Origin of the sequence: Kosakonia radicincitans DSM 16656 (assembly GCF_000280495.2) — a bacterium.
Taxonomy (GTDB): domain Bacteria; phylum Pseudomonadota; class Gammaproteobacteria; order Enterobacterales; family Enterobacteriaceae; genus Kosakonia; species Kosakonia radicincitans.
This window is the reverse complement of sequence record NZ_CP018016.1, coordinates 4,804,989-4,829,279: the sequence shown is the minus strand read 5'-3', so window position 1 is coordinate 4,829,279 and position 24,291 is coordinate 4,804,989. Positions and strand designations below refer to the sequence as shown.

24 protein-coding genes and 1 other annotated feature are annotated in these 24,291 nt (G+C 51.9%); of the genes, 16 read left to right on the top strand and 8 right to left on the bottom strand.

What is annotated here, in order from left to right:
* Positions 1-55 precede the first annotated feature (55 nt).
* Complete coding sequence (gene sltY, locus Y71_RS23160; RefSeq protein ID WP_007373055.1) at positions 56-1,996, top strand: murein transglycosylase; 1,941 nt, start codon at positions 56-58, stop codon at positions 1,994-1,996.
* A gap of 98 nt (positions 1,997-2,094) precedes the next feature.
* Entirely contained in the window at positions 2,095-2,424 is a 330-nt protein-coding gene (gene trpR, locus Y71_RS23155; RefSeq protein WP_007373056.1) for a trp operon repressor, read from the top strand.
* Here trpR and yjjX read toward each other — a convergent pair.
* A complete protein-coding gene (gene yjjX / locus Y71_RS23150) occupies positions 2,415-2,930 on the bottom strand; it encodes an inosine/xanthosine triphosphatase (RefSeq protein ID WP_007373057.1) in 516 nt (171 codons plus the stop codon). The two genes, trpR and yjjX, sit on opposite strands and share 10 nt — an antisense overlap.
* A gap of 99 nt (positions 2,931-3,029) precedes the next feature.
* Here yjjX and gpmB point away from each other — a divergent pair, with 99 nt between their 5' ends.
* Positions 3,030-3,677 (top strand): 2,3-diphosphoglycerate-dependent phosphoglycerate mutase GpmB, encoded by a 648-nt coding sequence (gpmB, locus tag Y71_RS23145; protein ID WP_007373058.1) that lies wholly within the window; start codon positions 3,030-3,032, stop codon positions 3,675-3,677.
* Here gpmB and robA read toward each other — a convergent pair.
* Entirely contained in the window at positions 3,674-4,546 is an 873-nt protein-coding gene (robA, locus tag Y71_RS23140) for an MDR efflux pump AcrAB transcriptional activator RobA (protein WP_007373059.1), read from the bottom strand. The two genes, gpmB and robA, sit on opposite strands and share 4 nt — an antisense overlap.
* Positions 4,547-4,761: 215 nt before the next feature.
* On the opposite strand from robA, the gene creA reads away from it, so the two are divergent.
* Positions 4,762-5,235: a protein CreA gene (gene creA, locus Y71_RS23135; protein WP_007373060.1), complete on the top strand. Its 474-nt coding sequence runs from the start codon at positions 4,762-4,764 to the stop codon at positions 5,233-5,235.
* A gap of 80 nt (positions 5,236-5,315) precedes the next feature.
* Here the strand turns inward: creA and tnpA are convergent, their stop codons facing one another.
* Positions 5,316-5,750, bottom strand: coding sequence for an IS200/IS605 family transposase (tnpA, locus tag Y71_RS23130; RefSeq protein WP_007369221.1), 435 nt, complete (start codon positions 5,748-5,750; stop codon positions 5,316-5,318).
* 165 nt (positions 5,751-5,915) lie between these two features.
* Positions 5,916-6,632 (bottom strand): two-component system response regulator ArcA, encoded by a 717-nt coding sequence (gene arcA / locus Y71_RS23125; RefSeq protein ID WP_003856501.1) that lies wholly within the window; start codon positions 6,630-6,632, stop codon positions 5,916-5,918.
* Positions 6,633-6,726: 94 nt separating this feature from the next.
* Here arcA and yjjY point away from each other — a divergent pair, with 94 nt between their 5' ends.
* From yjjY to Y71_RS23095, 7 genes are all read left to right on the top strand, one after another.
* Positions 6,727-6,867 carry a YjjY family protein gene (gene yjjY / locus Y71_RS30185; RefSeq protein WP_086870418.1) on the top strand — a complete coding sequence of 47 codons (141 nt, stop codon included), beginning with the start codon at positions 6,727-6,729 and terminating at the stop codon, positions 6,865-6,867.
* 398 nt (positions 6,868-7,265) lie between these two features.
* On the top strand, positions 7,266-7,952 hold the full coding sequence (locus Y71_RS23120; protein ID WP_035943139.1) for a tRNA/rRNA methyltransferase: 687 nt from the start codon (positions 7,266-7,268) through the stop codon (positions 7,950-7,952).
* Positions 7,953-8,162: 210 nt separating this feature from the next.
* The gene (gene thrL, locus Y71_RS30180; RefSeq protein ID WP_071532065.1) at positions 8,163-8,231 is read left to right on the top strand and encodes a thr operon leader peptide; all 69 of its coding nucleotides are present in this window, start codon (positions 8,163-8,165) and stop codon (positions 8,229-8,231) included.
* Positions 8,170-8,287: a sequence feature (Thr leader region), on the top strand. (Overlaps the previous gene by 62 nt.)
* Before the next feature lie 24 nt (positions 8,288-8,311).
* The gene (gene thrA / locus Y71_RS23110) at positions 8,312-10,774 is read left to right on the top strand and encodes a bifunctional aspartate kinase/homoserine dehydrogenase I (protein WP_035886558.1); all 2,463 of its coding nucleotides are present in this window, start codon (positions 8,312-8,314) and stop codon (positions 10,772-10,774) included.
* A 1-nt stretch (position 10,775) separates the two neighbouring features.
* On the top strand, positions 10,776-11,705 hold the full coding sequence (thrB, locus tag Y71_RS23105) for a homoserine kinase (protein ID WP_007373064.1): 930 nt from the start codon (positions 10,776-10,778) through the stop codon (positions 11,703-11,705).
* Positions 11,706-11,708: 3 nt separating this feature from the next.
* Positions 11,709-12,995, top strand: coding sequence for a threonine synthase (gene thrC / locus Y71_RS23100; RefSeq protein WP_007373065.1), 1,287 nt, complete (start codon positions 11,709-11,711; stop codon positions 12,993-12,995).
* A 195-nt stretch (positions 12,996-13,190) separates the two neighbouring features.
* Complete coding sequence (locus Y71_RS23095) at positions 13,191-13,478, top strand: DUF2502 domain-containing protein (protein ID WP_007373066.1); 288 nt, start codon at positions 13,191-13,193, stop codon at positions 13,476-13,478.
* A gap of 37 nt (positions 13,479-13,515) precedes the next feature.
* Here the strand turns inward: Y71_RS23095 and yaaA are convergent, their stop codons facing one another.
* Together yaaA and Y71_RS23085 are read right to left on the bottom strand one after the other, a co-directional pair.
* Positions 13,516-14,289 (bottom strand): peroxide stress protein YaaA, encoded by a 774-nt coding sequence (yaaA, locus tag Y71_RS23090; protein WP_007373067.1) that lies wholly within the window; start codon positions 14,287-14,289, stop codon positions 13,516-13,518.
* Positions 14,290-14,369: 80 nt separating this feature from the next.
* Complete coding sequence (locus tag Y71_RS23085; protein ID WP_007373068.1) at positions 14,370-15,800, bottom strand: alanine/glycine:cation symporter family protein; 1,431 nt, start codon at positions 15,798-15,800, stop codon at positions 14,370-14,372.
* 296 nt (positions 15,801-16,096) lie between these two features.
* On the opposite strand from Y71_RS23085, the gene tal reads away from it, so the two are divergent.
* The 3 genes from tal to Y71_RS23070 all read left to right on the top strand — a co-directional run bounded on the left by tal (position 16,097) and on the right by Y71_RS23070 (position 19,179).
* Positions 16,097-17,050 (top strand): transaldolase, encoded by a 954-nt coding sequence (gene tal, locus Y71_RS23080; RefSeq protein ID WP_007373069.1) that lies wholly within the window; start codon positions 16,097-16,099, stop codon positions 17,048-17,050.
* A gap of 107 nt (positions 17,051-17,157) precedes the next feature.
* A complete protein-coding gene (gene mog / locus Y71_RS23075; RefSeq protein WP_007373070.1) occupies positions 17,158-17,745 on the top strand; it encodes a molybdopterin adenylyltransferase in 588 nt (195 codons plus the stop codon).
* Positions 17,746-17,871: 126 nt separating this feature from the next.
* Complete coding sequence (locus Y71_RS23070; protein ID WP_007373071.1) at positions 17,872-19,179, top strand: MFS transporter; 1,308 nt, start codon at positions 17,872-17,874, stop codon at positions 19,177-19,179.
* Positions 19,180-19,362: 183 nt separating this feature from the next.
* Here Y71_RS23070 and satP read toward each other — a convergent pair whose 3' ends face one another.
* On the bottom strand, positions 19,363-19,929 hold the full coding sequence (gene satP / locus Y71_RS23065) for an acetate uptake transporter (protein WP_007373072.1): 567 nt from the start codon (positions 19,927-19,929) through the stop codon (positions 19,363-19,365).
* A gap of 49 nt (positions 19,930-19,978) precedes the next feature.
* On the opposite strand from satP, the gene Y71_RS23060 reads away from it, so the two are divergent.
* Together Y71_RS23060 and Y71_RS23050 are read left to right on the top strand one after the other, a co-directional pair.
* Positions 19,979-21,724, top strand: coding sequence for a recombinase family protein (locus Y71_RS23060; protein WP_007373073.1), 1,746 nt, complete (start codon positions 19,979-19,981; stop codon positions 21,722-21,724).
* Positions 21,725-22,272: 548 nt separating this feature from the next.
* Positions 22,273-23,265 carry a glycosyltransferase gene (locus tag Y71_RS23050; protein ID WP_007373074.1) on the top strand — a complete coding sequence of 331 codons (993 nt, stop codon included), beginning with the start codon at positions 22,273-22,275 and terminating at the stop codon, positions 23,263-23,265.
* Between the two features lie 332 nt (positions 23,266-23,597).
* Here Y71_RS23050 and Y71_RS23045 read toward each other — a convergent pair whose 3' ends face one another.
* Entirely contained in the window at positions 23,598-24,212 is a 615-nt protein-coding gene (locus Y71_RS23045; RefSeq protein WP_035943144.1) for a recombinase family protein, read from the bottom strand.
* Between the last annotated feature and the right edge of the window lie 79 nt (positions 24,213-24,291).

The following is a 24,291-nucleotide window of genomic DNA, read 5'->3' as shown; positions in this document are numbered from 1 at the left end:
TAACTCATTACGCGGCATGATGCTGCCAATAACGTGACAGAAAGAGGAAAGAGCTGTGCAGAGAGCTAAACATGCCGCCTGGCGATTTGCGGCGGCCTGCGTTTGTTTGCTGTCCCTCAGCAATATGGCGCGCGCAGATTCACTGGATGAACAACGTAACCGTTATGCGCAGATCAAAAGCGCATGGGATAACAAGCAAATGGATGTTGTGCAGCAACTGCTGCCCACGCTGACTAATTATCCGCTGTATCCCTATTTACAATATCGCCAGATTACCGACGATTTGATGAATCAGCCGGCCATCACGGTGACCAACTTTGTGCAGCAGAACCCGACACTGCCGCCAGCACGCACTCTGAAATCCCGTTTTGTTAACGAACTGGCGCGGCGTGAAGACTGGCGCGGGCTGTTGGCTTTCAGCCCGGAGAAACCCGCCACTACCGAAGCGCAATGTAACTACTATTTCGCCAAGTGGAACACCGGGCAGGCAGATGAGGCGTGGGCGGGAGCAAAAGAGCTCTGGTTGAGCGGTAAAAGCCAACCGAATGCCTGTGACCGGTTGTTTGGCGCCTGGCGCGCTTCCGGAAAGCAGGATCCGCTGGCATTTCTTGAACGCATCCGGCTGGCCATGAAAGCCGGTAATACGCAACTGGTGACGCTGCTGGCCGGGCAGATGCCCGCTGATTATCAAACTATCTCACAGGCCATCATTAACCTTGCGAATAATCCCAACAGCGTCATGACGTTTGCCACCACCACCGGCGCGACCGACTTCACCCGGCAAATGGCGGCGGAAGCGTTTGAAAGTGTTGCCCGGCAGGATGTGGAAAATGCCCGTTTGCTGATCCCTTCGCTGGCGAAGGCGCAGCAATTGACGGAGGATCAAATCCAGACGCTGCGTGACATTGTCGCCTGGCGTTTGATGGGGAATGACGTGACCAGCGAACAGGCGCGCTGGCGCGATGATGCGGTGATGCGCTCGCAATCCACATCGCTTCTGGAGCGGCGGGTGCGGATGGCGATCGGCGCCGGCGATCGTCGCGGTCTGAATACCTGGCTTTCCCGTTTGCCGATGGAGGCGAAAGAGAAAGATGAGTGGCGTTACTGGCAGGCTGATTTGTTGCTGGAGCGTGGCCGCGATGAAGAGGCCAAATCGATCCTGCATGCGTTGATGCAGCAGCGCGGCTTTTATCCGATGGCGGCGGCGCAACGCTTAGGGGAAGATTATCAACTTCAGATCGATAAAGTGCCTGGTAACCCCGATCCGGCGTTGATTCAGGGCGCTGAAATGGCTCGCGTGCGCGAATTGATGTACTGGGGGCTGGATAATACCGCCCGCAGTGAATGGGCTAATCTGGTCACCAGCCGCTCGCAGCAAGAGCAGGCGCAACTGGCACGCTATGCATTCAACCAGCACTGGTGGGATCTCAGCGTGCAGGCCACCATTGCCGGTAAATTGTGGGATCATCTGGAAGAACGATTCCCGCTGGCCTACAGCGATTTGTATGCGCGTTACACCAACGGCAAAGACATTAGCCAGAGCTATGCGATGGCGATTTCCCGTCAGGAGAGCGCATGGAATCCAACGGCGCGTTCGCCGGTTGGCGCGAGCGGGTTAATGCAGATTATGCCCGGCACTGCCACCCATACAGTGAAGATGTTTAACATTGCCGGTTATCGCAATCCCAGCCAGCTTTTCGATCCGGAAACCAACATCAACATTGGCACCAGCTACCTGCAATATGTTTATCAGCAGTTCGGCAACAACCGGATTTTCTCCTCGGCGGCATATAACGCCGGGCCGGGCAGGGTACGTAGCTGGTTGAACAACAGCGCCGGAAAACTGGACGCCGTGGCGTTTGTAGAAAGTATCCCGTTCTCGGAAACCCGCAGCTACGTGAAAAACGTCCTCGCTTACGATGCCTACTACCGCTATTTCCTTAATGGTGGCAAACCTGTCATCTTTACTGACGCCGAGTTGCAGCGCCGTTACTGATTTCTAAGGTTTATGCTATGCTGTGTACTCTTTAACGAGTACACTCTTTTCGGAAGCCTGTCTAAAGGGCTTCCGAAACCAACGAATGGCGGAAAACTATGACTCAGCAATCTCCTTATTCAGCAGCAATGGCCGAACAGCGTGACCAGGAGTGGCGACGCTTTGTCGAGTTGGTCAGGCAGTCATATGAAAAGGATCTGCATCTTCCGTTGCTTAATTTGATGCTTACGCCGGATGAGCGCGAGTCGTTGGGGACGCGGGTGCGAATTATCGAAGAGTTGTTGCGCGGCGAGATGAGCCAGCGCGAACTGAAGAGCGAACTGGGCGCGGGCATTGCGACCATTACCCGCGGCTCAAATAGCCTGAAAGCAGCGCCTGCCGATTTGCGCCTGTGGCTGGAGCAGACGCTGCTGAACGATCAGCGGTAAACCGCGTTATGAAACGGGCTTAGCGCCAGAATTACCGCCTGATGGTAAACGCTCTCGCGGGTGAGTTTACCGGCAGTGAAAACACCAATCGCCCCCTCTTTCCGGCCAATCTCATCAATGCCGGTGTAGTTTGACATCACCGGTCCGAGCGCTTCACCGGCACGCACTCTCTGCAAAATGATCTCTGGCAGCGGCAGCGTGGCTGAACGCGCTTCGCCCTGCATTTGAGAGGTTTCGATGACTACCCAGCTAAACGTACTGCCTTCATCAATACCTGCTTCAATGGCAACCCAGAAATCGGCGTCAGGCCGTAGCTTGCGGGCATTGTTCACGCGATTACGTGCGCCAGCCCGCGTTTCCTGACTGCCAAACGGCTGTTCAGGCACGCCGCTATCGACGGAGACAGATTCTATATGGCAGGATCCTTCGCCGAAGATCTCGTTAAAAGCGTGCAGAATAGCCCGAATTTTCGCGGGATTTGTGGTAGCTGAGACAACATGGTGCATAATCTATAATTGGCTTGTCCGAAACGAGACGCGTTCTTTATCCCGGACAAAGACCTTCCTCAGATAATAAATTCATCGCAGTATAATGGATAAAAAAGCATGTTACAGGTATACCTTGTTCGCCACGGTGAAACGCAGTGGAACGCCGAGCGTCGTATTCAAGGCCAGTCAGACAGTCCGTTAACCGACAAAGGGGAAACGCAGGCGTGGCAGGTGGCTGAACGCGCGAAAGCGCTGGGCATCACCCATATTATTGCCAGCGATCTGGGGCGTACCCGTCGCACGGCGGAGATCATCGCTGATGCCTGCGGTTGCGAAATTACGCTTGAGCCACGCCTGCGCGAGCTGGACATGGGCGTGCTCGAACGCCGCCATATCGATTCCCTGACGGAAGAAGAAGAGAGCTGGCGTCGGCAGTTAGTGAATGGCACGGCAGATGGCCGTATTCCTGACGGTGAGTCGATGCAGGAGCTGAGCGATCGTATGCACGCCGCGCTGGCTACTTGTCTGGAGCTACCGGAAGGAAGCCGCCCGATGCTGGTCAGTCACGGTATGGCGCTGGGCTGCCTGGTGAGTACCATTCTCGGGCTTCCGGCTTATGCTGAACGCCGTCTGCGTCTGCGCAACTGCTCCATCTCCCGCATCGATTACCAGCACAGCCCGTGGCTGGCATCCGGCTGGGTGGTGGAAACTGCAGGCGATGTTTCGCATCTCGACGCCCCTGCGCTGGATGAATTACAGCGTTAACGGCGGATAGGCACCAGATATTCGCAGCGAATGTGTAACGGCGGCTCACGATCGCGTGAGTCGTCATGCTGCGGGTAGAAATGCTCAATATCCTGACCTTTGCGGCGCGTAAGGTTGAGCATGGGCATGCACGTGCCATAAACGGTCAGAATAAAGTCCTGTAGCCCGTCCGGAGAGCCTTCAAAAGAGAAAGCCACGTAATCGCCGCCTTCCAGTAATACCGGCTGCGCATTGCTCAAATAACCATTCGCCATTTCCGGCGTCAGCGCCGTGGTGTAAAACACCTCCTGCTCATCATCTTTCTCAAGGCTGGGGCGCGGTTCGTGCAGCCCGTACAACTCCTGAGGAAGCGTCGGCGCATTGCTTAAAAATTCACGCCAGAACTGGATGCGCATTTGGTTGCGGAAATCGGAGATCTCCTCCAGCGAGCAGGTATAGCTCTGCGTTGTGCCGATCAGGTGCATTTGCGGCAGCGTTACAAATTCATGTTTAGGCAAGGTAAACTCGCCAAGACGCAGCGGCGGGCGGATGCCAAAGGCGCTCCAGTCCGGCGAACGGCGATAGAGCGCTGGCGTGACGGTAAACTGTTTTTTGAAAGCACGGGTGAACGTTTGCTGTGAATCGAAACGATACTGTAGCGCAATATCAAGAATAGGACGGGCGGTAAGCCGTAATGCGACTGCGGATTTTGACAGGCGACGAGCGCGGATGTAAGCACCAATGGCGTGGCCGGTGACGTCTTTGAACATCCGTTGCAAATGCCACTTGGAATAGCCCGCTTTTGCCGCCACATTATCTAATGAGAGCGGCTGATCCAGATGGCCTTCCAGCCAGGCGAGTAGGTCGCGAATGATCCCAGCCTGATCCATACAATATCCTCTTCCTTAATACAGCGATGAACACCTGATACCAGGGGACGGATAATAGCGGGTTTTTAAGGCTTTAGCATTCGGTGTTTTTTTTGTGCACAAATCCGCATTGTGACTGATTTTCATCATAAATTTTGTAAATCGGTGATCTGCAAACAGTTTCTCATTTGAAAACTGAATAGTTGCTAAACGTAATATTCAAAAATGGTAACAATATGAAATACACGAAGTTATGCATTCCTGCGTTGATATTGATGGCGTGCAGTTCAGCCCAGGCGGAACAGATTGGTTCTGTGGATACGGTATTTAAAATGTTTGGCCCGGATCACAAAATTGTAGTTGAGGCGTTTGACGACCCGGACGTTAAAAACGTGACCTGTTATATCAGCCGGGCGAAAACCGGCGGTATCAAAGGCGGGCTGGGGCTGGCGGAGGACACTTCAGATGCTGCCATTTCTTGCCAGCAGGTTGGGCCGGTTGAACTGAGCGATAAAATTAAAAACGGCAAGGCACAGGGCGATGTGGTCTTCCAGAAACGGACTTCGCTGGTATTTAAAAAATTGCAGGTGGTGCGTTTCTATGACGCAAAACGTAACACTTTGGCATATTTAGCCTACTCCGACAAAGTCGTCGAAGGTTCGCCGAAGAATGCCTTAAGCGCAGTTCCTATCATTCCGTGGAGCAAATAGTGGAAGTAAAAGACCACCTTCTTAGAAGGTGGCTTTTGAGAATGCCCCCTGTAAGGGGGGCTATTGTCACTTCCCGCTTACTACTCTAGCAATTCCATTTGCTGTTCATGTATTTGTTCCGTTTTCTCCTGATGCCTCACATATCGTCTGATAATTTCCTCGTTCACACCGACAGTATCTACAAAGTAGCCACGTGACCAAAAGTGGTTGCCCCATAGCTTCTTTCTTATGTGTGGGAAACGATTGTAGAGTCTGATTGCGCTGCGACCTTTCAGATGCCCCATTAGAGTTGATATCGAGATTTTCGGCGGGACTATTACGACCAGATGTACATGATCTGGCTGAACATTTAGCTCCAGAACCTCACAATCCTTTATTCCGCAGAGAATGTAGATTGTCCTGTAAAGTTCCTTGCCCAACTTATCTTTCAGGATCCTGAAACGGTACTTAGGCGTCCAGACTATGTGATATTTACAACGCCAATATACATGTGATGAACTCCTGTAAAGCCCCATGTCGGTTTGTCTCCTTTTACTTGTGGTGAGTAAGCAGAGATATTCCGGCATGGGCATTCTTCAGGCTATAGCCTTACAGGATCAATCACCACCTCCCCAGGAGGTGGTTTAAGGGTGACAATAAAAAAGCGGCGCCTGAGCGCCGCTTTTTTTATCAATCTTCGCTTATTCCTGCAGGTCGCCGCAGAAACGGTAACCTTCACCGTGAATGGTGGCGATGATTTCCGGTGTGTCCGGCGTGGATTCAAAATGTTTGCGAATGCGGCGAATCGTCACGTCCACGGTACGGTCGTGTGGTTTCAGCTCGCGGCCGGTCATTTTTTTCAACAGTTCGGCACGGGACTGGATTTTCCCCGGATTTTCGCAGAAGTGCAGCATCGCGCGGAATTCACTGCGCGGCAGCTTATACTGTTCGCCGTTTGGGCTGATCAGTGAGCGGCTGTTGATATCCAACTCCCAACCGTTGAACTTGTAGCTGTCAACGCTGCGGCGTTCTTCGCTGACCGTGCCCAGATTCATGGTACGGGACAGCAGATTGCGTGCGCGGATAGTCAGTTCACGTGGGTTGAACGGCTTCGTGATGTAGTCGTCGGCACCAATTTCGAGTCCCAAAATCTTATCGACTTCGTTATCACGTCCGGTCAGGAACATCAGGGCGACGTTCGCCTGCTCACGCAGTTCGCGCGCCAGCAAAAGACCGTTTTTACCTGGCAGATTAATATCCATAATCACCAGGTTGATATCATTTTCAGAAAGAATCTGATGCATTTCAGCGCCATCAGTCGCTTCAAAGACATCGTAGCCTTCTGCTTCGAAAATGCTTTTTAACGTGTTGCGTGTTACCAACTCGTCTTCAACAATAAGAATGTGCGGGGTCTGCATGTTTGCTACCTAAATTGCCAACTAAATCGAAACAGGAAGTACAAAAGTCCCTGACCAGCCTGGTGCATGTCGAAAATTAACATGACGGCATAACATGACTAAAGTACGTAATTGCGTTCTTGATGCACTTTCCATCAACGTCAACAACATCATTAGCTTGGTCGTGGGCACTTTCCCTCTGAACCCGACAGTGTCAAAAACGGCTGTCATCCTAACCATTTTAACAGCAACATAACAGGCTAAGACGTAAATGACACCCAATAAAACTACGCTTCGTTGACATATATCAAGTTCAATTGTAGCACGTTAACAGTCTGGCGAAATCCTCACAGCCAAATGCCAGCGCTTGCGACTATTTATCAATAAACCAACTAGTTGCGCATATTAATTGATAAATATGATGAATCCAATACAAGAACGAAATACTGTAATAAAATACTATGTATAAACATAGGGATAAGCCCCTTCTGTTAACATCTTAGCAGGTACGATTGCTGATAAACAGTTTAGCTTTTTTTAATTGTGCGTAATCTGAAAATCAGTGATTCGTGTTAGAAAATTGTAAATTCGCTCTGCGTAGTATGTTGATGTCTGTCACATTCTCCTGCGGAATCAGTAAGAAGAGAAAGTAAGATGCAATTGGCTGTTGTACTCGTTTGCCCCGCAAGGCCCGAAAATGTCGGCGCCGCTGCCCGGGCGATGAAAACCATGGGGTTTCATGACTTGCGCATTGTCGATAGCGATGCGCATTTACAGGAAGGTGCGCGCCGTGTTGCCCACGGTTCCGGCGATATCCTTGATAATGTTAAACGTTATGCGACGCTTGCCGACGCGCTGGCGGATGTTCAGTTCACCATTGCGACCACGGCGCGTAGCCGGGCGAAGTTCCATTATTACGCGACGCCAGCAGAACTGGTGCCGCTATTGCAAGAGAAACGCACGTGGCTTGGCAGTGCTGCGCTGGTTTTTGGTCGCGAAGATTCCGGTTTAACCAATGAAGAGCTGGCGCTGGCGGACATCTTAACCGGCGTGCCGATGGCTGCGGATTATCCATCGCTGAATCTGGGGCAGGCAGTAATGGTTTTTTGCTATCAATTAGCGTCATTAATGCAACAAGCACCTCAGCAAGCGGCTCCGGTTGATGATAATCAGTTGCGCGCATTGCGTTTGCGGGCTCGTGAATTATTGGAGAAACTTGGCGTTGCGGACGATATAAAAATGGCGGACTGGTTGGATCAGCGTCTTGGTCTGCTTGAACAGCGCGACACGGCAATGTTGCACCGATTGCTGCATGATATTGAAAAAAAACTCTCCGAGTAAGTCACTGCGATAAGTTTGTTTTATAGTTAAAGCCGCTGAAATCTATTGTTGTAATGACCCTGTCGCGCTGAAATTAACTGTCGTTTCAGCGCAGCCGGGAAGGCGAATAAAAATGTAAAAAATAAAAATAAATTGACTTAAGCGGGCAGATACTTTAACCAATATAGGCATACAGCACAGACAGATAATATTACAGAGCACACAACATCTATGACACGCATCAGCACCATTACCATTATTACAACCATCACCATTACCACAGGTAACGGTGCGGGCTGACGCGTACAGGAAACACAGAAAAAAGCCCGCACCTGAACAGTGCGGGCTTTTTTTTCGACCAAAGATCAAGGGGTAAAACCATGCGAGTGTTGAAGTTCGGCGGTACATCAGTGGCAAATGCAGAACGTTTTCTGCGTGTTGCCGACATTCTGGAAAGCAATGCCAGGCAGGGGCAGGTAGCGACCGTACTTTCTGCCCCGGCGAAAATTACCAACCATCTGGTGGCGATGATCGAAAAGACCATCAGTGGCCAGGATGCAGTACCGAATATTAGCGATGCAGAACGTATTTTCGCTGACCTGCTGCAAGGGCTGGCCGATGCGCAACCTGGATTTCCCCTCACACAGTTAAAAAACTTCGTCGAACAAGAGTTCGCGCAGATCAAGCATGTCCTGCATGGTATCAGCCTGCTGGGCCAGTGCCCGGACAGTATCAATGCGGCGCTGATCTGTCGTGGTGAAAAACTCTCTATCGCCATCATGGCCGGTCTGCTGGAAGCGCGTGGTCATAAAGTCAGCGTTATCGATCCGGTGGAAAAATTACTCGCCGTTGGTCACTATCTGGAATCGACTGTTGATATTGCAGAATCAACTCGCCGCATCGCTGCCAGCCGCATTCCGCAAGATCATATGGTGCTGATGGCTGGTTTCACTGCCGGTAACGAAAAAGGTGAGCTGGTGGTGCTGGGGCGCAACGGTTCGGATTACTCTGCCGCTGTGCTGGCCGCCTGTTTACGCGCCGATTGTTGTGAGATCTGGACGGATGTTGATGGCGTTTATACTTGCGACCCGAGGCAGGTGCCGGACGCCAGGCTGCTGAAGTCCATGTCGTATCAGGAAGCCATGGAGCTTTCCTACTTCGGCGCCAAAGTTCTTCACCCCCGCACAATTACCCCGATTGCCCAGTTCCAGATCCCTTGCCTGATTAAAAATACCGGTAACCCGCAAGCTCCCGGCACACTCATTGGTGCAACGTCGGACGAAGATGGTCTGCCGGTGAAAGGGATCTCCAACCTGAACAACATGGCGATGTTTAGCGTTTCAGGCCCGGGCATGAAAGGCATGGTCGGCATGGCTGCCCGCGTGTTTGCGGCGATGTCACGCTCAGGGATTTCCGTCGTCTTGATCACCCAATCCTCCTCGGAATACAGCATCAGCTTCTGTGTGCCGCAGTCCGATTGTGTTCGCGCTCAGAAAGCGATGAATGAAGAGTTCTATCTGGAACTCAAAGAGGGGCTGCTGGAACCGCTGGCAGTGATGGAGCGTCTGGCGATCATCTCCGTGGTCGGCGATGGCATGCGTACCTTGCGTGGTATCTCGGCGAAATTCTTTGCCGCTCTGGCACGCGCCAATATCAACATTGTGGCGATTGCTCAGGGCTCCTCTGAACGCTCTATCTCGGTTGTGGTGAGCAATGATGATGCGACGACTGGGGTGCGCGTTACTCACCAGATGCTGTTTAACACCGACCAGGTGATTGAAGTTTTTGTCATTGGCGTTGGCGGTGTCGGCGGCGCGCTGCTGGAGCAGTTGAAGCGTCAGCAAGGCTGGTTGAAAAACAAGCATATCGATCTGCGCGTCTGCGGCGTGGCGAATTCAAAAGCGTTGATGACCAATGTGCATGGCCTGAATCTGGAAAACTGGCAGGCCGAACTGGCGGAGGCGAAAGAACCTTTCAATCTGGGGCGCTTGATCCGTCTGGTGAAAGAGTATCATCTGCTTAACCCGGTGATTGTTGACTGTACCTCCAGCCAGGCGATGGCCGATCAATACGCGGATTTCCTGCGGGAAGGTTTCCACGTTGTCACGCCGAATAAGAAAGCCAACACCTCGTCGCTGGATTACTATCACCAGTTGCGTCGCGCAGCGGAGAAATCTCGCCGTAAGTTCCTGTATGACACCAACGTTGGTGCCGGCCTGCCGGTGATTGAAAACCTGCAAAACCTGCTCAATGCCGGTGATGAGTTACAGCACTTCTCCGGGATCCTTTCTGGCTCACTGTCGTTTATTTTCGGCAAACTGGATGAGGGAATGAACCTCTCGGAAGCCACGGCACTGGCGCGCGAGTTGGGTTACACCGAACCGGACCCGCGAGACGATCTCTCCGGGATGGATGTCGCGCGTAAACTGTTGATTCTGGCTCGTGAAACCGGACGAGAACTGGAGCTTTCTGATATTGTCATTGAGCCCGTCTTACCCGCAACGTTTGATGCGTCCGGCGATGTTGAGAGCTTGATGGCGCGCCTGCCGCAACTGGATGACGAGTTCGCCTCTCGCGTGGCGCAAGCCCGTGATGAAGGAAAAGTGCTGCGTTATGTCGGTAATATTGAGGAAGATGGCACCTGTCGGGTGAAGATCGCCGCTGTTGACGGTAATGATCCGCTCTACAAAGTGAAAAATGGTGAGAATGCGCTGGCGTTCTACAGCCACTATTATCAGCCGTTGCCGTTGGTATTACGCGGTTACGGCGCGGGTAACGATGTAACAGCAGCTGGCGTATTCGCAGACCTGCTGCGTACCCTGTCCTGGAAGTTAGGAGTCTGACATGGTGAAGGTGTATGCTCCGGCTTCAAGCGCCAATATGAGTGTTGGCTTTGATGTGCTGGGCGCGGCGGTGACGCCGGTAGATGGAACTTTGCTGGGCGATAATGTTTCGGTGGAAGCCGCTGAACATTTCAGCCTGAAGAATATTGGCCGTTTTGCCAGTAAATTACCGACTGAACCGCAGGAAAATATCGTTTATCAGTGCTGGGAACTGTTCTGCCAGACGATTGGCAAGCAGGTTCCGGTGGCAATGACGCTGGAAAAAAACATGCCGATTGGCTCGGGGCTCGGCTCCAGCGCGTGTTCCGTTGTTGCCGCGCTGGTGGCGATGAACGAGTATTGCGGTAAACCGCTGGATGATACGCGCATGCTGGCGCTGATGGGCGAGCTGGAAGGGCGTATTTCAGGCAGCGTGCATTACGATAACGTCGCGCCTTGTTTCCTCGGCGGTATGCAGTTGATGATCGAGGAAAGCGGCATTATCAGCCAGCAGGTGCCAGGCTTTGATGAATGGTTGTGGGTGCTGGCCTATCCGGGCATTAAAGTCTCAACGGCGGAAGCGCGCGCTATTTTGCCCGCGCAATATCGCCGTCAGGATTGCATCGCTCACGGGCGGCATCTGGCGGGCTTTATTCACGCCTGCTACACCCGCCAGCCCGCGCTGGCGGCAAAATTGATGAAAGACGTGATTGCCGAGCCGTACCGCATGAAATTGCTGCCGGGCTTTGGCGAAGCGCGTCAGGCAGTGGCCGATATTGGCGCGCTGGCCTGTGGGATCTCCGGTTCCGGGCCAACGCTGTTTGCTTTATGCGATAAGCCGGATACCGCTCAGCGCGTAGCCGACTGGCTTGGCAAACACTATCTGCAGAATCAGGAAGGCTTTGTTCATATTTGCCGGCTGGATACGGCGGGCGCACGAGTAGTGGGATAACCAATGAAACTCTACAACTTAAAAGATCACAACGAGCAGGTCAGCTTTGCGCAGGCCGTAACGCAGGGGCTTGGCAAAAATCAGGGCCTGTTTTTCCCGCACGAGCTGCCGGAATTTAACCTGACGGAAATCGACGCGATGCTGGAGCAGGATTTCGTCAGCCGCAGCGCGAAGATCCTAGCCGCTTTTATTGGCGACGAAATTCCGCAGGACGAACTGGAAGCGCGGGTACGCGCCGCGTTTGCTTTCCCGGCACCGGTTAAACCGGTAGAGAGCGATATCGGCTGTCTGGAGCTGTTCCATGGGCCAACGCTGGCATTTAAAGATTTCGGCGGACGTTTTATGGCGCAGATGCTGAGCGCCATCAGCGGCGATAAACCGGTGACCATCCTGACTGCTACCTCGGGCGATACCGGCGCTGCGGTTGCTCATGCCTTCTACGGCATGAAAAATGTGCGCGTGGTGATCCTCTATCCGCAAGGCAAAATCAGCCCGTTGCAGGAAAAACTGTTCTGTACGCTGGGCGGTAATATCGAAACTGTGGCGATTGATGCCGACTTCGATGCCTGCCAGGCGCTGGTGAAACAGGCCTTCGACGATGAAGAACTGAAGACCGCGCTGGGGTTGAACTCGGCGAACTCGATCAATATCAGCCGCTTGCTGGCGCAGATTTGTTACTACTTCGAAGCGGTTGCGCAGTTGCCACAGGAAGCGCGCAACCAGCTGGTGGTTTCCGTACCGAGCGGTAACTTCGGCGATCTGACCGCTGGTTTGCTGGCGAAATCGCTGGGGCTGCCGATCAAACGCTTTATCGCAGCGACCAATGCCAACGATACCGTGCCGCGTTTCCTCAAAGAGGGGCAATGGCAGCCAAAAGCAACGCAAGCGACGCTCTCAAACGCCATGGATGTTAGCCAGCCAAATAACTGGCCGCGCGTTGAAGAGCTGTTCCGCCGTAAAATCTGGCGTCTGAATGAGCTGGGTTACGCTGCTGTGGACGATGAAACGACGAAAGCGGCCATGCGCGAGCTGAAGGATAAAGGTTACGTTTCTGAACCGCATGCCGCGATTGCATATCGCGCCCTGCGCGATCAGCTTAATCCGGGCGAGTACGGTCTGTTCCTCGGTACGGCTCATCCTGCGAAATTCAAAGAGAGCGTAGAAGAGATTTTGGGCGAACCGTTACCGTTGCCGAAGGAACTGGCGGATCGCGCGGATCTGCCGCTGCTTTCCCATCAGTTACCTGCGGATTTCGCGGCATTACGCCAGTTGATGATGCGTAACGCGTAATTTCTCTGCTTCCCCTGCCTGCAAGCGGGGGAATCAGGGAGAAATTATGTAGAAAAATGGCAGGGAAAACGGATGAATTCCCATTAAATGCGGGGGTTCAGAGATTAGGATTGCGGACAATAACAACATCATCTGGCGTTGCGTAATCTCCTGACATCGGCCCATAACGGGCAAGATGATGCGAAGGAGTAACCTATGTTGAAACCTGTGATGTTAGCGCTTTCCATGATGTTGGTGGCTCCTCTGGCTGTTCAGGCCGCAGAAATCACCCTTGTGCCGGCAGTGAAACTGCAAATCGGCGATCGCGACCGCGGTGGAAACTACTGGGATGGCGGGCACTGGCGCGATCATGGCTGGTGGCAGAGACACTACGAATGGCGTGAGAACCGCTGGCAGCCGCACGGCCACTTTGACGACCGGCATGATGATCGCCATGACGATCACCGTGGCGGGCCGGATGATGACTGGCATCGCCATCCATAGCCTTTCTGACCCTCTCCCGAGCAGGAGAGGGTTTTTCTTACTGTTCGTGCCGCTTAAACACCAACTCTTCCTGCGATGAAACTTCCCGATCAAAGAAATAGCCTTCGCTGTTAAACCCGGTTAATTGCTCCGGTTTCGTCAGGCGATTCTCAATAATAAAACGACTCATCAGGCCACGTGCTTTTTTGGCGTAGAAGCTAATGACTTTGAACTTGCCGTTTTTCTCGTCAAGAAACACCGGCTTAATGATCCGGGCGTTCAGCTTTTGCGTTTTGACCGATTTGAAATACTCATCAGAGGCCAGGTTGATAACGATCTCATCGCCTTGCGCCGCAATGGCTTCGTTGAGTTTGTGGGTGATCACATCGCCCCAGAATTGGTAGAGATCTTTCCCTTTAGCATTTTCCAGGCGAATGCCCATCTCCAGCCGGTACGGCTGCATCAGATCCAGCGGACGCAGCACGCCGTATAAACCGGAAAGCATACGCAGATGTTGCTGCGCGAAATCGAAATCCGCATCGCTAAAGGTTTCTGCCTGCAAGCCGGTATAGACATCTCCTTTAAATGCCAGGATAGCCTGGCGCGCATTTTCCGGAGTGAAATCAGGCTGCCAGTCGTGAAAACGCGTAGCGTTCAGATCGGCCAGCTTGTCGCTGATCCCCATCAGCGCTTTGATTTGCGGCGCGGAGAGCTTACGTGCGCTGTTAATCAGTTGCTGCGAGTGATCCAGCAGTTCCGGCTGGGTAAAACGCGTTGTCGCCAGCGGGCTTTGGTAATCGAGTGTTTTGGCAGGTGAAATCAGAATCAGCATACTCAGTCCTTGCTGTGCGAGAAATTTCCGCTGACTTTAGCAAAAAAACCGACAGACTTGATCGATAGTTGCGATTAGCGCTACGAGCGGGGAATGTCATCCCAACTGCCTGGCGCCAGTTGACGCTCTATTTCCGGATAACGCTGCGGGTTGAAGACCGGCATGACTCCCAGTTTGCGCTGGCGCAGATAGTCGCGGGCCAGCACTCTGACAACCGGTGAAAGCAGCAAAATGGCGGTCAGGTTAATCATCGCCATTAGCGCCATCACGACATCGGCAATGTGCCAGATAAGCGGTACGCTGAGTATGGGACCTGCCACTACCATCAATAAAATACCGATGCGCAGCAGCCAGAGATTTCGATTACTGTTGCAGCGTAAAAAGATCAGATTATTTTCCGCATAAATATAATTCGCGACGATCGAAGTAAATGCGAAGAGCACGACGATACAGGCGACAAAGCCCGCACCCCAGCCCCCGGTCAATGAAGCCATGGCTTGCTGAAGCTGTTGGATGCCACCAAATGCGTCGCTTAGCGGAACCGTACCCGCCAGCAACAATACCAGTGCGCTGGCGGTGCAGACCAGGAAGGTATCCGTCAGCACGCCGATCATTTGCACAATTCCCTGTGCTACCGGGTGCGGCGGCCATGAAGCGGCCATAGCGGCGGCGTTAGGCGACGATCCCAGCCCGGCCTCGTTGGCAAACATACTGCGCTGAAAACCGCTGGTCATCGCCTGACTCAGGGTATAAGCCATCGTGCCTGTCGCTGCTTCCTGCCAGCCGAAAGCGCTTTTGATGATGGTGGTAAAAATCCCTGGCAGTAAGTTGGCATGCCAAAGACTGAGGCACAGACTGACCAGGATCCAGACAAGCCCTATTACTGGCACCAACCACTGCATCAGCCGGGCGGCAGGTTTTAATCCCCGAACGATGAAAAAGAGTACGCAGAGCGCCAGTGCCATGGCGCTGGCGATTCCCGGAACGCCCCAGGCAAAGTGCATGGCCCGTGCGACGGCGCTGGACTGAATGGTATTAAACACCAGGCCATACGTAAGCAGCAGGAACACTGAGAAAAGTACGCCCATCCAGCGCATACCTAAACCGCGGGCCATATACCATGCCGGGCCGCCACGAAATTGATTTTCCGTATCACGCTCTTTATACAGCTGCGCCAGAGAGCATTCGGCAAAGCTGATCACCATGCCGATAAGCGCAGAGATCCACATCCAGAAAACGGCACCAGGCCCGCCGGAGGTTAATGCAAAGGCCACGCCCGCCAGGTTGCCGCTGCCCAGCCTTGTTGCCAGGCTCAGACAGAGTGCCTGGTAAGCGGTGAGCGCGTTGGGTTGCGGGGTGCGGCTGCTTTTAAGGCTTTTCCCAAAGTCGCGCAGAAAACGAAAGGGGACAAACTGGCTGCGGACAGCAAACCAGATACCCGCCGCCGCCAGCAGGTACACCATGAATGAGCCCCAGAGTATTTCACTGATAAACGAGAAAAATTCAGGCATTAACATTCCTCTTGTTGATGCCGGGTTTGTAACCTGGGGCGAGGCTGTCATTGGAAGCACATCACTTCGCAGGCAATTAATTAGGAGAGTTTACCATACTATTTACACAGCATTGTCTGCGGTTGCGCTGGCAGGTCGTCGTGTTATCATCAGGGCAGACCGGTTACATCCCCCTAACAAGTATACTCGTCATACTTCACGTTCAGGTGCGCTGGCTGCGGTTGTGCTTCAGGGGCGCAAACGTGTCGTGAGCCTGACATGGATTATTCAGGGTATCTTTAAAGAGAAATACTATCATGACGGATAAATTGACCTCCCTGCGTCAGTACACAACAGTCGTGGCTGATACCGGAGATATTGCGGCAATGAAACTGTACCAGCCGCAGGATGCAACAACGAACCCTTCTCTGATCCTTGGCGCTGCGCAAATCCCGGAATACCGTAAGCTGATCGATGATGCCGTAACATGGGCTCGCGCTCAGAGCAGCGATCGCGCGCAGCAGATTGTTGACGCGACAGATCGCCTGGCGGTGAACATTGGTCTGGAAATCCTCAAACTGATCCCGGGCCGTATCTCTACCGAAGTTGATGCTCGTCTCTCTTACGACACCGAAGCCTCTATCGCCAAAGCGAAACGTCTGATCAAGATGTATAACGATGCCGGTATCAGCAACGATCGCATCCTGATCAAACTGGCCTCTACCTGGCAGGGTATTCGCGCTGCGGAACAGCTGGAAAAAGAGGGCATTAACTGTAACCTGACGCTGCTGTTCTCCTTCGCGCAGGCGCGCGCATGTGCCGAAGCGGGCGTATTCCTGATCTCCCCGTTTGTAGGCCGTATTCTCGACTGGTACAAAGCCAACACCGACAAGAAAGAGTACGCGCCGGCAGAAGATCCGGGCGTGGTTTCCGTAACCGAAATTTACCAGTACTACAAACAGCATGGTTATGAAACCGTGGTGATGGGCGCCAGCTTCCGTAATACCGGTGAAATCATCGAACTGGCAGGCTGCGACCGTCTGACCATCGCTCCGGCGCTGCTGAAAGAACTGTCTGAAAGTGCTGGTACCATTGAGCGCAAACTGGCGTATACCGGCGAAGTGAAAGCGCGTCCGGAACGCATCACCGAAGCGGAATTCCTGTGGCAGCATAACCAGGATCCGATGGCGGTGGATAAACTGGCGGATGGTATCCGTAAGTTTGCCGTTGACCAGGAAAAACTGGAAAAAATGATCGGCGATCTGCTGTAATCTTCAGGCGTGGCCGGTTTGCCGGGCACGCTTCTTCTTTCCCTACTGTCTGCCTTTCCCCTCAGCGTGTATCATTTCGTTAAATAGTTTTTTTGAACGGAATGAATATGGACACACTACGCATTGGTTTAGTTTCGGTTTCCGATCGTGCATCCAGCGGTATTTACCAGGATAAGGGCATTCCTGCGCTTGAAGAGTGGCTGGCGAGCGCGCTGACCACCCCGTTTCAGATTGAGACCCGGTTGATCCCGGACGAGCAAAGCATCATCGAACAAACGCTGTGCGAGCTGGTGGACGAAATGAGCTGCCATCTGGTGCTGACAACCGGCGGCACGGGGCCTGCGCGACGCGACGTAACGCCGGACGCGACGCTGGCGGTTGCCGATCGCGAAATGCCGGGATTTGGTGAGCAGATGCGCCAAATCAGCCTCAATTTTGTACCGACGGCTATCCTCTCCCGCCAGGTCGGCGTGATCCGCAAACAGGCATTGATCCTGAATTTACCCGGCCAGCCCAAATCGATCAAAGAGACGCTGGAAGGATTAAAAAGCGCGGACGGCGAAGTGAAAGTGCCCGGTATTTTTGCCAGCGTACCGTATTGTGTACAGCTGCTTGACGGTCCTTACGTTGAAACCAATCCGCAAGTCGTAGCATCTTTCCGGCCTAAAAATGCAAGGCGCGAAACATTATCCTAAAAGTTAATCTTTTCTGAAATAAAGACGGCGAACCATGGCGTGTTGATTCATTTACGGTATAGTAAGTTTTAATTTACACAATTCGTAATAATTAAATCAGCACTCCCTATTTACAAATGGTTCGCTATGTCAAATCCCACTCGTCCTCTGAACAAACAGGATTATAAAACGCTGACGCTTGCTGCCCTCGGCGGTGCGCTGGAGTTTTACGATTTCATCATTTTCGTCTTCTTCGCCGCTGTCGTCGGCGAGCTTTTCTTCCCGGCGGATATTCCGGAATGGCTGCGCCAGGTGCAAACCTTTGGCATTTTTGCCGCCGGTTATCTGGCGCGTCCGCTCGGCGGTATTGTCATGGCGCACTTCGGCGATCTGGTCGGGCGCAAGAAAATGTTCACCCTGAGTATTCTGCTGATGGCGTTGCCGACGCTGGCGATTGGCTTGCTGCCAACGTACGCCTCAGCAGGCATTGTGGCACCGCTGTTGCTGCTATCAATGCGTGTTTTACAGGGCGCGGCCATCGGTGGCGAAGTGCCTGGCGCGTGGGTGTTTGTGGCGGAACATGTTCCGGCGCGTCGCATCGGTATTGCTTGCGGTACGTTGACTGCGGGCCTGACCGTAGGGATTTTGCTCGGTTCGGTGGTGGCGACGCTGGTTAATACCAGCATGACCCAGCAAGCTATTCATGATGGTGGCTGGCGTATTCCGTTCCTGCTGGGCGGCGCATTTGGCCTGGTGGCGATGTATCTGCGCCGCTGGTTGCAAGAAACACCGATCTTTCTTGAGATGCAGCAACGTAAAGCGCTGGCGCAGGAATTACCTGTTAAATCGGTCGTGCTGAAACATAAAAAAGCAGTGGTGATTTCCATGCTGCTGACCTGGCTGCTTTCCGCCGGGATTGTTGTGGTCATTTTGATGTCGCCGGTCTGGCTGCAAAAACAGTATGGCTTTGCTCCGGCCCTGACGTTGCAGGCCAACAGCATTGCGACCATTATGCTGTGCTTCGGTTGTCTGGCCGCCGGGCTGCTGGTCGATAAATTTGGTGCCAGTCGCACTTTTATCATTGGCAGCGTGCTGCTTGCCTGTACCAGTTGGTTCTTCTATCACCTGGTGGGCGCACACCCTGAGCAGCTTTTTGTCCTGTATGGCCTGGTGGGGTTGTGCGTTGGCGTGGTCGGCGCGGTTCCTTACGTGATGGTGCGGGCGTTTCCGGCGGAGGTTCGCTTCACGGGAATCTCATTCTCGTATAACGTTTCATACGCTATTTTCGGTGGCCTGACGCCGATTGCGGTGACCATGCTAATGGGCGTTTCGCCGATGGCGCCGGCCTGGTATGTACTGGCGTTGTCGCTGATTGGTCTGGCGCTGGGGATCTGGCTGCGCCAGGATCTCCATCATCAGGATAGCGTAGCGGAGCGACCGGTAGAGCAAGCATAAACAAACGGAGCCGCAGGCTCCGTTTTCAGTTTGAACGGCCGGGAATAATTAATAGCGAAATATCCTGTTCTTATGCGCCAATTTAATTAAGGACTGTAACGGCTGAGGGCGGGAAAATATCAGGAATAGTGGTATAGCAGAAATGCGAAGCCAGGCTTCGCATTTTAGAATTCAGCGCAGGAATTAATGCTTTTCACCAATTGGCAGAACTGTGCGTTCGAACTGTTCGTTCAGCACTTCGCCCATCGCCAGGTAGATGGCGCTCGCGCCGCAAACCAGACCGATCCAGCCCGCGACATGTACGATGCTTTCGTTATCAGCCAGATGACCTACCGCCAGCAGGGCGAACAGTATGGTCAGGCTCAGGAAAACGAACTGCAGCGCACGAGCGCCTTTCAGCGTGCCGAAGAACATAAACAGGGTGAAGACGCCCCAAATCCCCAGATAAACGCCAAGGAAGTGGCCGTTTGTCGCATCCGCAAGGCCCATTTTCGGAAACAGCAGAATAGCGACCAGCGTCAACCAGAAAGAACCGTAAGAGGTGAATGCAGTTAAACCAAAGGTGTTGCCTTTTTTATATTCAAGCAGGCCCGCGAGAATTTGTGCGATACCGCCATAGAAAATGCCCATCGCCAGAATAATGCCGTCCATTGGGAATAAACCAATATTGTGCAGGTTAAGCAGAATAGTGGTCATGCCGAAACCCATTAAGCCCAGCGGAGCCGGATTAGCCAACTTAGTGTTGCCCAAGTTCGAAAAGGTGATAATCTCAGAATCTTTATTATTTTCTGTGTGAGCCATGAAAAAACTCTATTCCTATGTACGTTGGTCCACTGACAAACAGACAGGAAATACTTCCCTGGAGCGTCAGACTGAAAAGGCGAAACAGTACGCTGCTATTCATGGTTTGGAGTATGTCCAGCTCCTTGATGCGGGCGTCTCAGCGTTTCGCGCGAAGAATAGCACAAGCGGGAAATTAGCAGGATTTATTTCTGCTGTAGAAAGTGGGGTTATTCCCTCTGATTCGTGGCTGTACGTTGAAAATCTTGATCGTCTGAGTCGTGCAGATGCCACCACCGCCAACGAACTCTTTCTCCGTCTCCTGCGATTGGGACTGACTTTGGTCACCGGTATGGATGGGAAGATTTTTACCCGCGATAGTGTGAACCAAAATCCCACGGATTTGATGCTGTCCATTCTGCTGTTTATGAGAGCCAACGAGGAATCTCTCACCAAACAAAAGCGTGCCTTTGAAACCACGCTTAAACTGATTGAACGATATCGATCCGGGCTTCCTGTAAATATAAAAAGTGCAGGTTCTTCTCCTTGGTGGATCGACGCTTCCGGGCCGAATAACGAAGCCGTGAAGCCTCACCCAACACACTTCAAGGCTGCTAAAGAGGCCGTTAGACTTTTACTGTCCGGCTGGGGTAACTATCGGGTGACCAACTACCTGAACGATAACAGTGAGATTTATCCGCCACCGGCAGGGAAGAAGAGTAAGAACGAAAGAAAAGAAGTGCGCTGGACGGTGCCGAATATTAAGAAAATGCGGTTGAATCGCGCGTTGATGGGGGAGAAGGTTTTAACCCTGAACAACGTTACTCATCATCTGGAAAGCTATTTTCCGCCCGTCTGTACAGCTGCTGAGTTTGCAAGACTTCAAGATGTAGCCAGTAACAACAAGATGCCACAGGGGGAGCAAAAACAGGTGATCACGCTACTTTCTGGTATGGGGATTTTGCGCTGTAGTCACTGCGGTGGTGCCATGACATCATCCAGTAAGCAGGGCAAAATCCGCTATATGTGCGAATCGGGGAAAAAACGAATGTCGTCCTGCAAAGCCTGGAGTGTTTCGGGCGCGTTGGTTGAACGGTGTTTGTTACAGCCGCTCATAACCGGTTATATCTCGCTGGTGATGGATAAGCAGGATTCAGAGCAATCAATTTCCGGGCTGATAGATTCTAAGCGGAGTGAATTGGAGGCTATACAGTTGCAGATCGATAACACCACAACTGCGATCTCAATGGGCGGAAATCTTGGCTCCCTGGTGGCGATGCTTCAAGGATTTGAGTCCAGAAAGTCCGCCATTTTGGTTGATCTGGACAAGTTAACTCAGCGCGAATTGTTGCAAGGTTCCCGTGACCAGCAGATTGAAAAAATCGTTGATACGATGGAGTTGATAACCCCCGAGTTGCTTGAGGACACAACAGATCCAGACCGGTTGAATATCCGGGAGGTTGTCCGGGCGGTTATAGCTTGCGTCACGATCGGTAAGGGCGAAGATAAGGCCTTAAAGCTGATTTTTGATGTTTATGATCGTCAACAGTTTATTTACCAAGGCGAGATTCAGACCGATAATAGAGGCTGGATTCGCCGAGGGTACTCCATACATATCGAAGATCAGAGTGTTGAGATGCATGATGGCATTGAGCCTGCTCTGTCTTCCAAGCTCGGCGAGTTGATAAAGGCGCAGCATGACAAAGTGGATGAGATATTATCTGCTTTTCCTCCACTGAAAGCGTCATGGTTTGTTAGCAAGTAGTTGAAAATTATTCTGGTGCTGCGGGTGATGTAGAGTTACCTGCCTATTTCGCATCGTCTGTGGTCAACGTCTTACTGTATGAGCAATGCTTTGACTTGGTGATGTAAGTCAACGTACCTGAGGCACTACTGGTGTAAATGAACAGGCTCCACAGGAGCTTTCCTCTGGGTAGTTCTTGCTTGTCTGGATTGTTCAGCGTGATGCGCCTGGCGTTGGACGCAGAAAGCCATCAACAACCCACTGATAATCAGTGCATATCGTTTTATCTCGATTTCTCTCTGTGGATGGCCATCTCTGCTTTTCCCTTCTACTGTCAGGTAAACCAAGTTGGACCCTGACAATTGATCTATAAAATTGATCAATGATACGATATCGATAAGGCTATCCTGAACTCAATCTCCTCGCTGCAATTAATCCACCAGGAATATCAATATGCATAACTGTGCCCGCTGCGGGAAAAAGCGAAACATCCTGGAGCGTTTATTTGCTCTTGACGATAAATATTGTGATTCCTGCCTTTTAGATACCAACCAGGAGATTCGGGAGAAGTGTGCCCTGCCGATCCGTCAACCAGAACAGCGCAAGAAGGGGCACAATTAGTGCGGTCTCTTACACCAGATGTCAGTATCATTATCCCAGCCTATAACGCTGAAACCACAATTGGTGGGCTAATCGATAGCCTTCTAAAGGAAAACCGTGTAGAGATGGAGTTGATCGTCGTTAACGATGGTTCGACTGATGCTACCAGCAATATAGTCCAAAGATACAATGACCCTCGCATTATCCTTTTGGAGCAGGAAAACCAAGGCGTCTACGCCGCCAGGAATGCGGCGTTAGCCGTTCATTGTGGCGAATGGGTGATATTTCTTGACGCTGACGACTGTGTTGCTGACGAGTTTATCTACAAACGCTGGTGCACTGCTATTGAAACTCAGGCTGACGTAGTGCTCTTTAATGCTTGGTGTGGAGCTGATGGTGAACCAGCCAGACCTGTACACAGTAAGCAACTTTACAGGCAACAGCTAACTGGACACAAATGGATTCGTCATTGTGTCAGTCAACGAGAGTGGCCACATTATCTCTGGTTACAGATAACGCGTTCAGCCTACCTGCATAAGCATGGAATAGTGTTCCATGCGGGGAAAAGCCACAAAGATATCCTCTGGTCCGTGCAACTGGCAGTAAGTAATGGGGTGTTCTACATCTCGGATCACAAGGATTATACTTGGCGAACCAATGTTGCATCCATTACCCATCGGGCTGATTATTTTGATTATCGTGCATTGGATTATATTGATGTCATAGATGAATTACACCAACAGGCGCATCTGCCGGAAAATCGCCTGATACGTAGTTATCTTCTGCGCCATGCTCTGGTTGAAGCACGGCATTTTCTCGGGCTATATCGACGTCGCGTACAAAAGCGTACTGATATAAAGAAGGCATTTCGGAATCGTGTTTCTCTACGACTTCTTTGGCAAGGGATACGCAGTTTCAGTGATGTCTGTTTTTTCATCAAACTTGTAACCAAGATGAAATAATCTCCATCGAAACAAGGCGGATTATTTAAAAAGAATAAGTATAGCCAATTGCACTTTAGGAGTGCGGAAATAGCTGTTTATACGCAACGTGAGCACCGTTGAATGGCTTGCTTGAGTAACTGATTGACGCAGGGGGGGAGCAATATCCCCGAGCCCTCTCACCTCCCCCGCCGAGAAGGTTTCAGAAGTACCACTACCTTATACATAGCCAGCGGCGCAAATATCATGTAGCTCGAGCAGTACGGCCTAACCGATTTGCACCGTTCGTAATAGTTGCTCTGAATCTTTGGAAAATATCAGACCAGGCTGGCGATGGTTGTGATTGTGATTTGTCAGGGAGTTTCGAAAATCTTCTTCACCTTGGCGACCATGCCAATGGAGCAATCACATAACTTCGCGATCTCAGCATAGGTATTCCCGCCTTTGTTGAGGTACGACTCAATCTTACTTCGCAGATTGATATCTGCCGGTCTGCCTTTGTACTTGTTTTCAGCCTTAGCCTTGGCGATGCCTTGCGCCTGACGCTGGCGGCGTTTGGTGTAGTCCTCGTGTGCATAATGGGCTGCAATGTCCATCATCAGACCATTGACAAGTTCTATTATACGATCACCAGGTTTGGATTTTAACGCATCGTGGGAGGTCGGCAGATCCACAACAATGACACGTAAGCCGCGCTCTTCAATACGAGCCTTTAAGGCTTCATATTGTGTAGCGGGGAGCCGGGTCAAGCGGTCGATAGATTCCACCAGCAAATAATCACCATCCTCGGCAGCGGCAAGTAACCGGGTAAGTTCCGGGCGTTCCAGCTTGGCACCAGAGAAGTTTTCAACGTAGTGAACAACATTTGTTAGCTGGTGTTTTTCCACAAAGTAATTAAGTGTATCAAGAGCGCGTGTCGCGTCCTGGTCGTCGGTGGATGCCCTGAGGTATGCGTGTGTCATTGTCATTATTTTTTGTTCACATTAAGTTATCATATCATTATTTTACGTGAACTATCTACATAGAGTCAATTTTTACTACTCATTG

Excerpts from the sequence above, each read along its gene's own strand:
- yjjY (WP_086870418.1), top strand. The coding sequence starts at position 6,727 with ATGACTAAAGTACGTAATTGCGTTCTTGATGCACTTTCCATCAACGTC.
- Y71_RS23120 (WP_035943139.1), top strand. The coding sequence starts at position 7,266 with ATGCAATTGGCTGTTGTACTCGTTTGCCCCGCAAGGCCCGAAAATGTC.
- yaaA (WP_007373067.1), bottom strand. The coding sequence starts at position 14,289 with ATGCTGATTCTGATTTCACCTGCCAAAACACTCGATTACCAAAGCCCG.
- gpmB (WP_007373058.1), top strand. The coding sequence starts at position 3,030 with ATGTTACAGGTATACCTTGTTCGCCACGGTGAAACGCAGTGGAACGCC.
- trpR (WP_007373056.1), top strand. The coding sequence starts at position 2,095 with ATGACTCAGCAATCTCCTTATTCAGCAGCAATGGCCGAACAGCGTGAC.
- yjjX (WP_007373057.1), bottom strand. The coding sequence starts at position 2,930 with ATGCACCATGTTGTCTCAGCTACCACAAATCCCGCGAAAATTCGGGCT.
- mog (WP_007373070.1), top strand. The coding sequence starts at position 17,158 with ATGGACACACTACGCATTGGTTTAGTTTCGGTTTCCGATCGTGCATCC.
- Y71_RS23060 (WP_007373073.1), top strand. The coding sequence starts at position 19,979 with ATGAAAAAACTCTATTCCTATGTACGTTGGTCCACTGACAAACAGACA.
- Y71_RS23085 (WP_007373068.1), bottom strand. The coding sequence starts at position 15,800 with ATGCCTGAATTTTTCTCGTTTATCAGTGAAATACTCTGGGGCTCATTC.
- tnpA (WP_007369221.1), bottom strand. The coding sequence starts at position 5,750 with ATGGGGCTTTACAGGAGTTCATCACATGTATATTGGCGTTGTAAATAT.
- Y71_RS23095 (WP_007373066.1), top strand. The coding sequence starts at position 13,191 with ATGTTGAAACCTGTGATGTTAGCGCTTTCCATGATGTTGGTGGCTCCT.
- thrB (WP_007373064.1), top strand. The coding sequence starts at position 10,776 with ATGGTGAAGGTGTATGCTCCGGCTTCAAGCGCCAATATGAGTGTTGGC.
- Y71_RS23045 (WP_035943144.1), bottom strand. The coding sequence starts at position 24,212 with ATGACAATGACACACGCATACCTCAGGGCATCCACCGACGACCAGGAC.
- Y71_RS23070 (WP_007373071.1), top strand. The coding sequence starts at position 17,872 with ATGTCAAATCCCACTCGTCCTCTGAACAAACAGGATTATAAAACGCTG.
- thrC (WP_007373065.1), top strand. The coding sequence starts at position 11,709 with ATGAAACTCTACAACTTAAAAGATCACAACGAGCAGGTCAGCTTTGCG.
- robA (WP_007373059.1), bottom strand. The coding sequence starts at position 4,546 with ATGGATCAGGCTGGGATCATTCGCGACCTACTCGCCTGGCTGGAAGGC.
- arcA (WP_003856501.1), bottom strand. The coding sequence starts at position 6,632 with ATGCAGACCCCGCACATTCTTATTGTTGAAGACGAGTTGGTAACACGC.
- thrA (WP_035886558.1), top strand. The coding sequence starts at position 8,312 with ATGCGAGTGTTGAAGTTCGGCGGTACATCAGTGGCAAATGCAGAACGT.
- tal (WP_007373069.1), top strand. The coding sequence starts at position 16,097 with ATGACGGATAAATTGACCTCCCTGCGTCAGTACACAACAGTCGTGGCT.
- creA (WP_007373060.1), top strand. The coding sequence starts at position 4,762 with ATGAAATACACGAAGTTATGCATTCCTGCGTTGATATTGATGGCGTGC.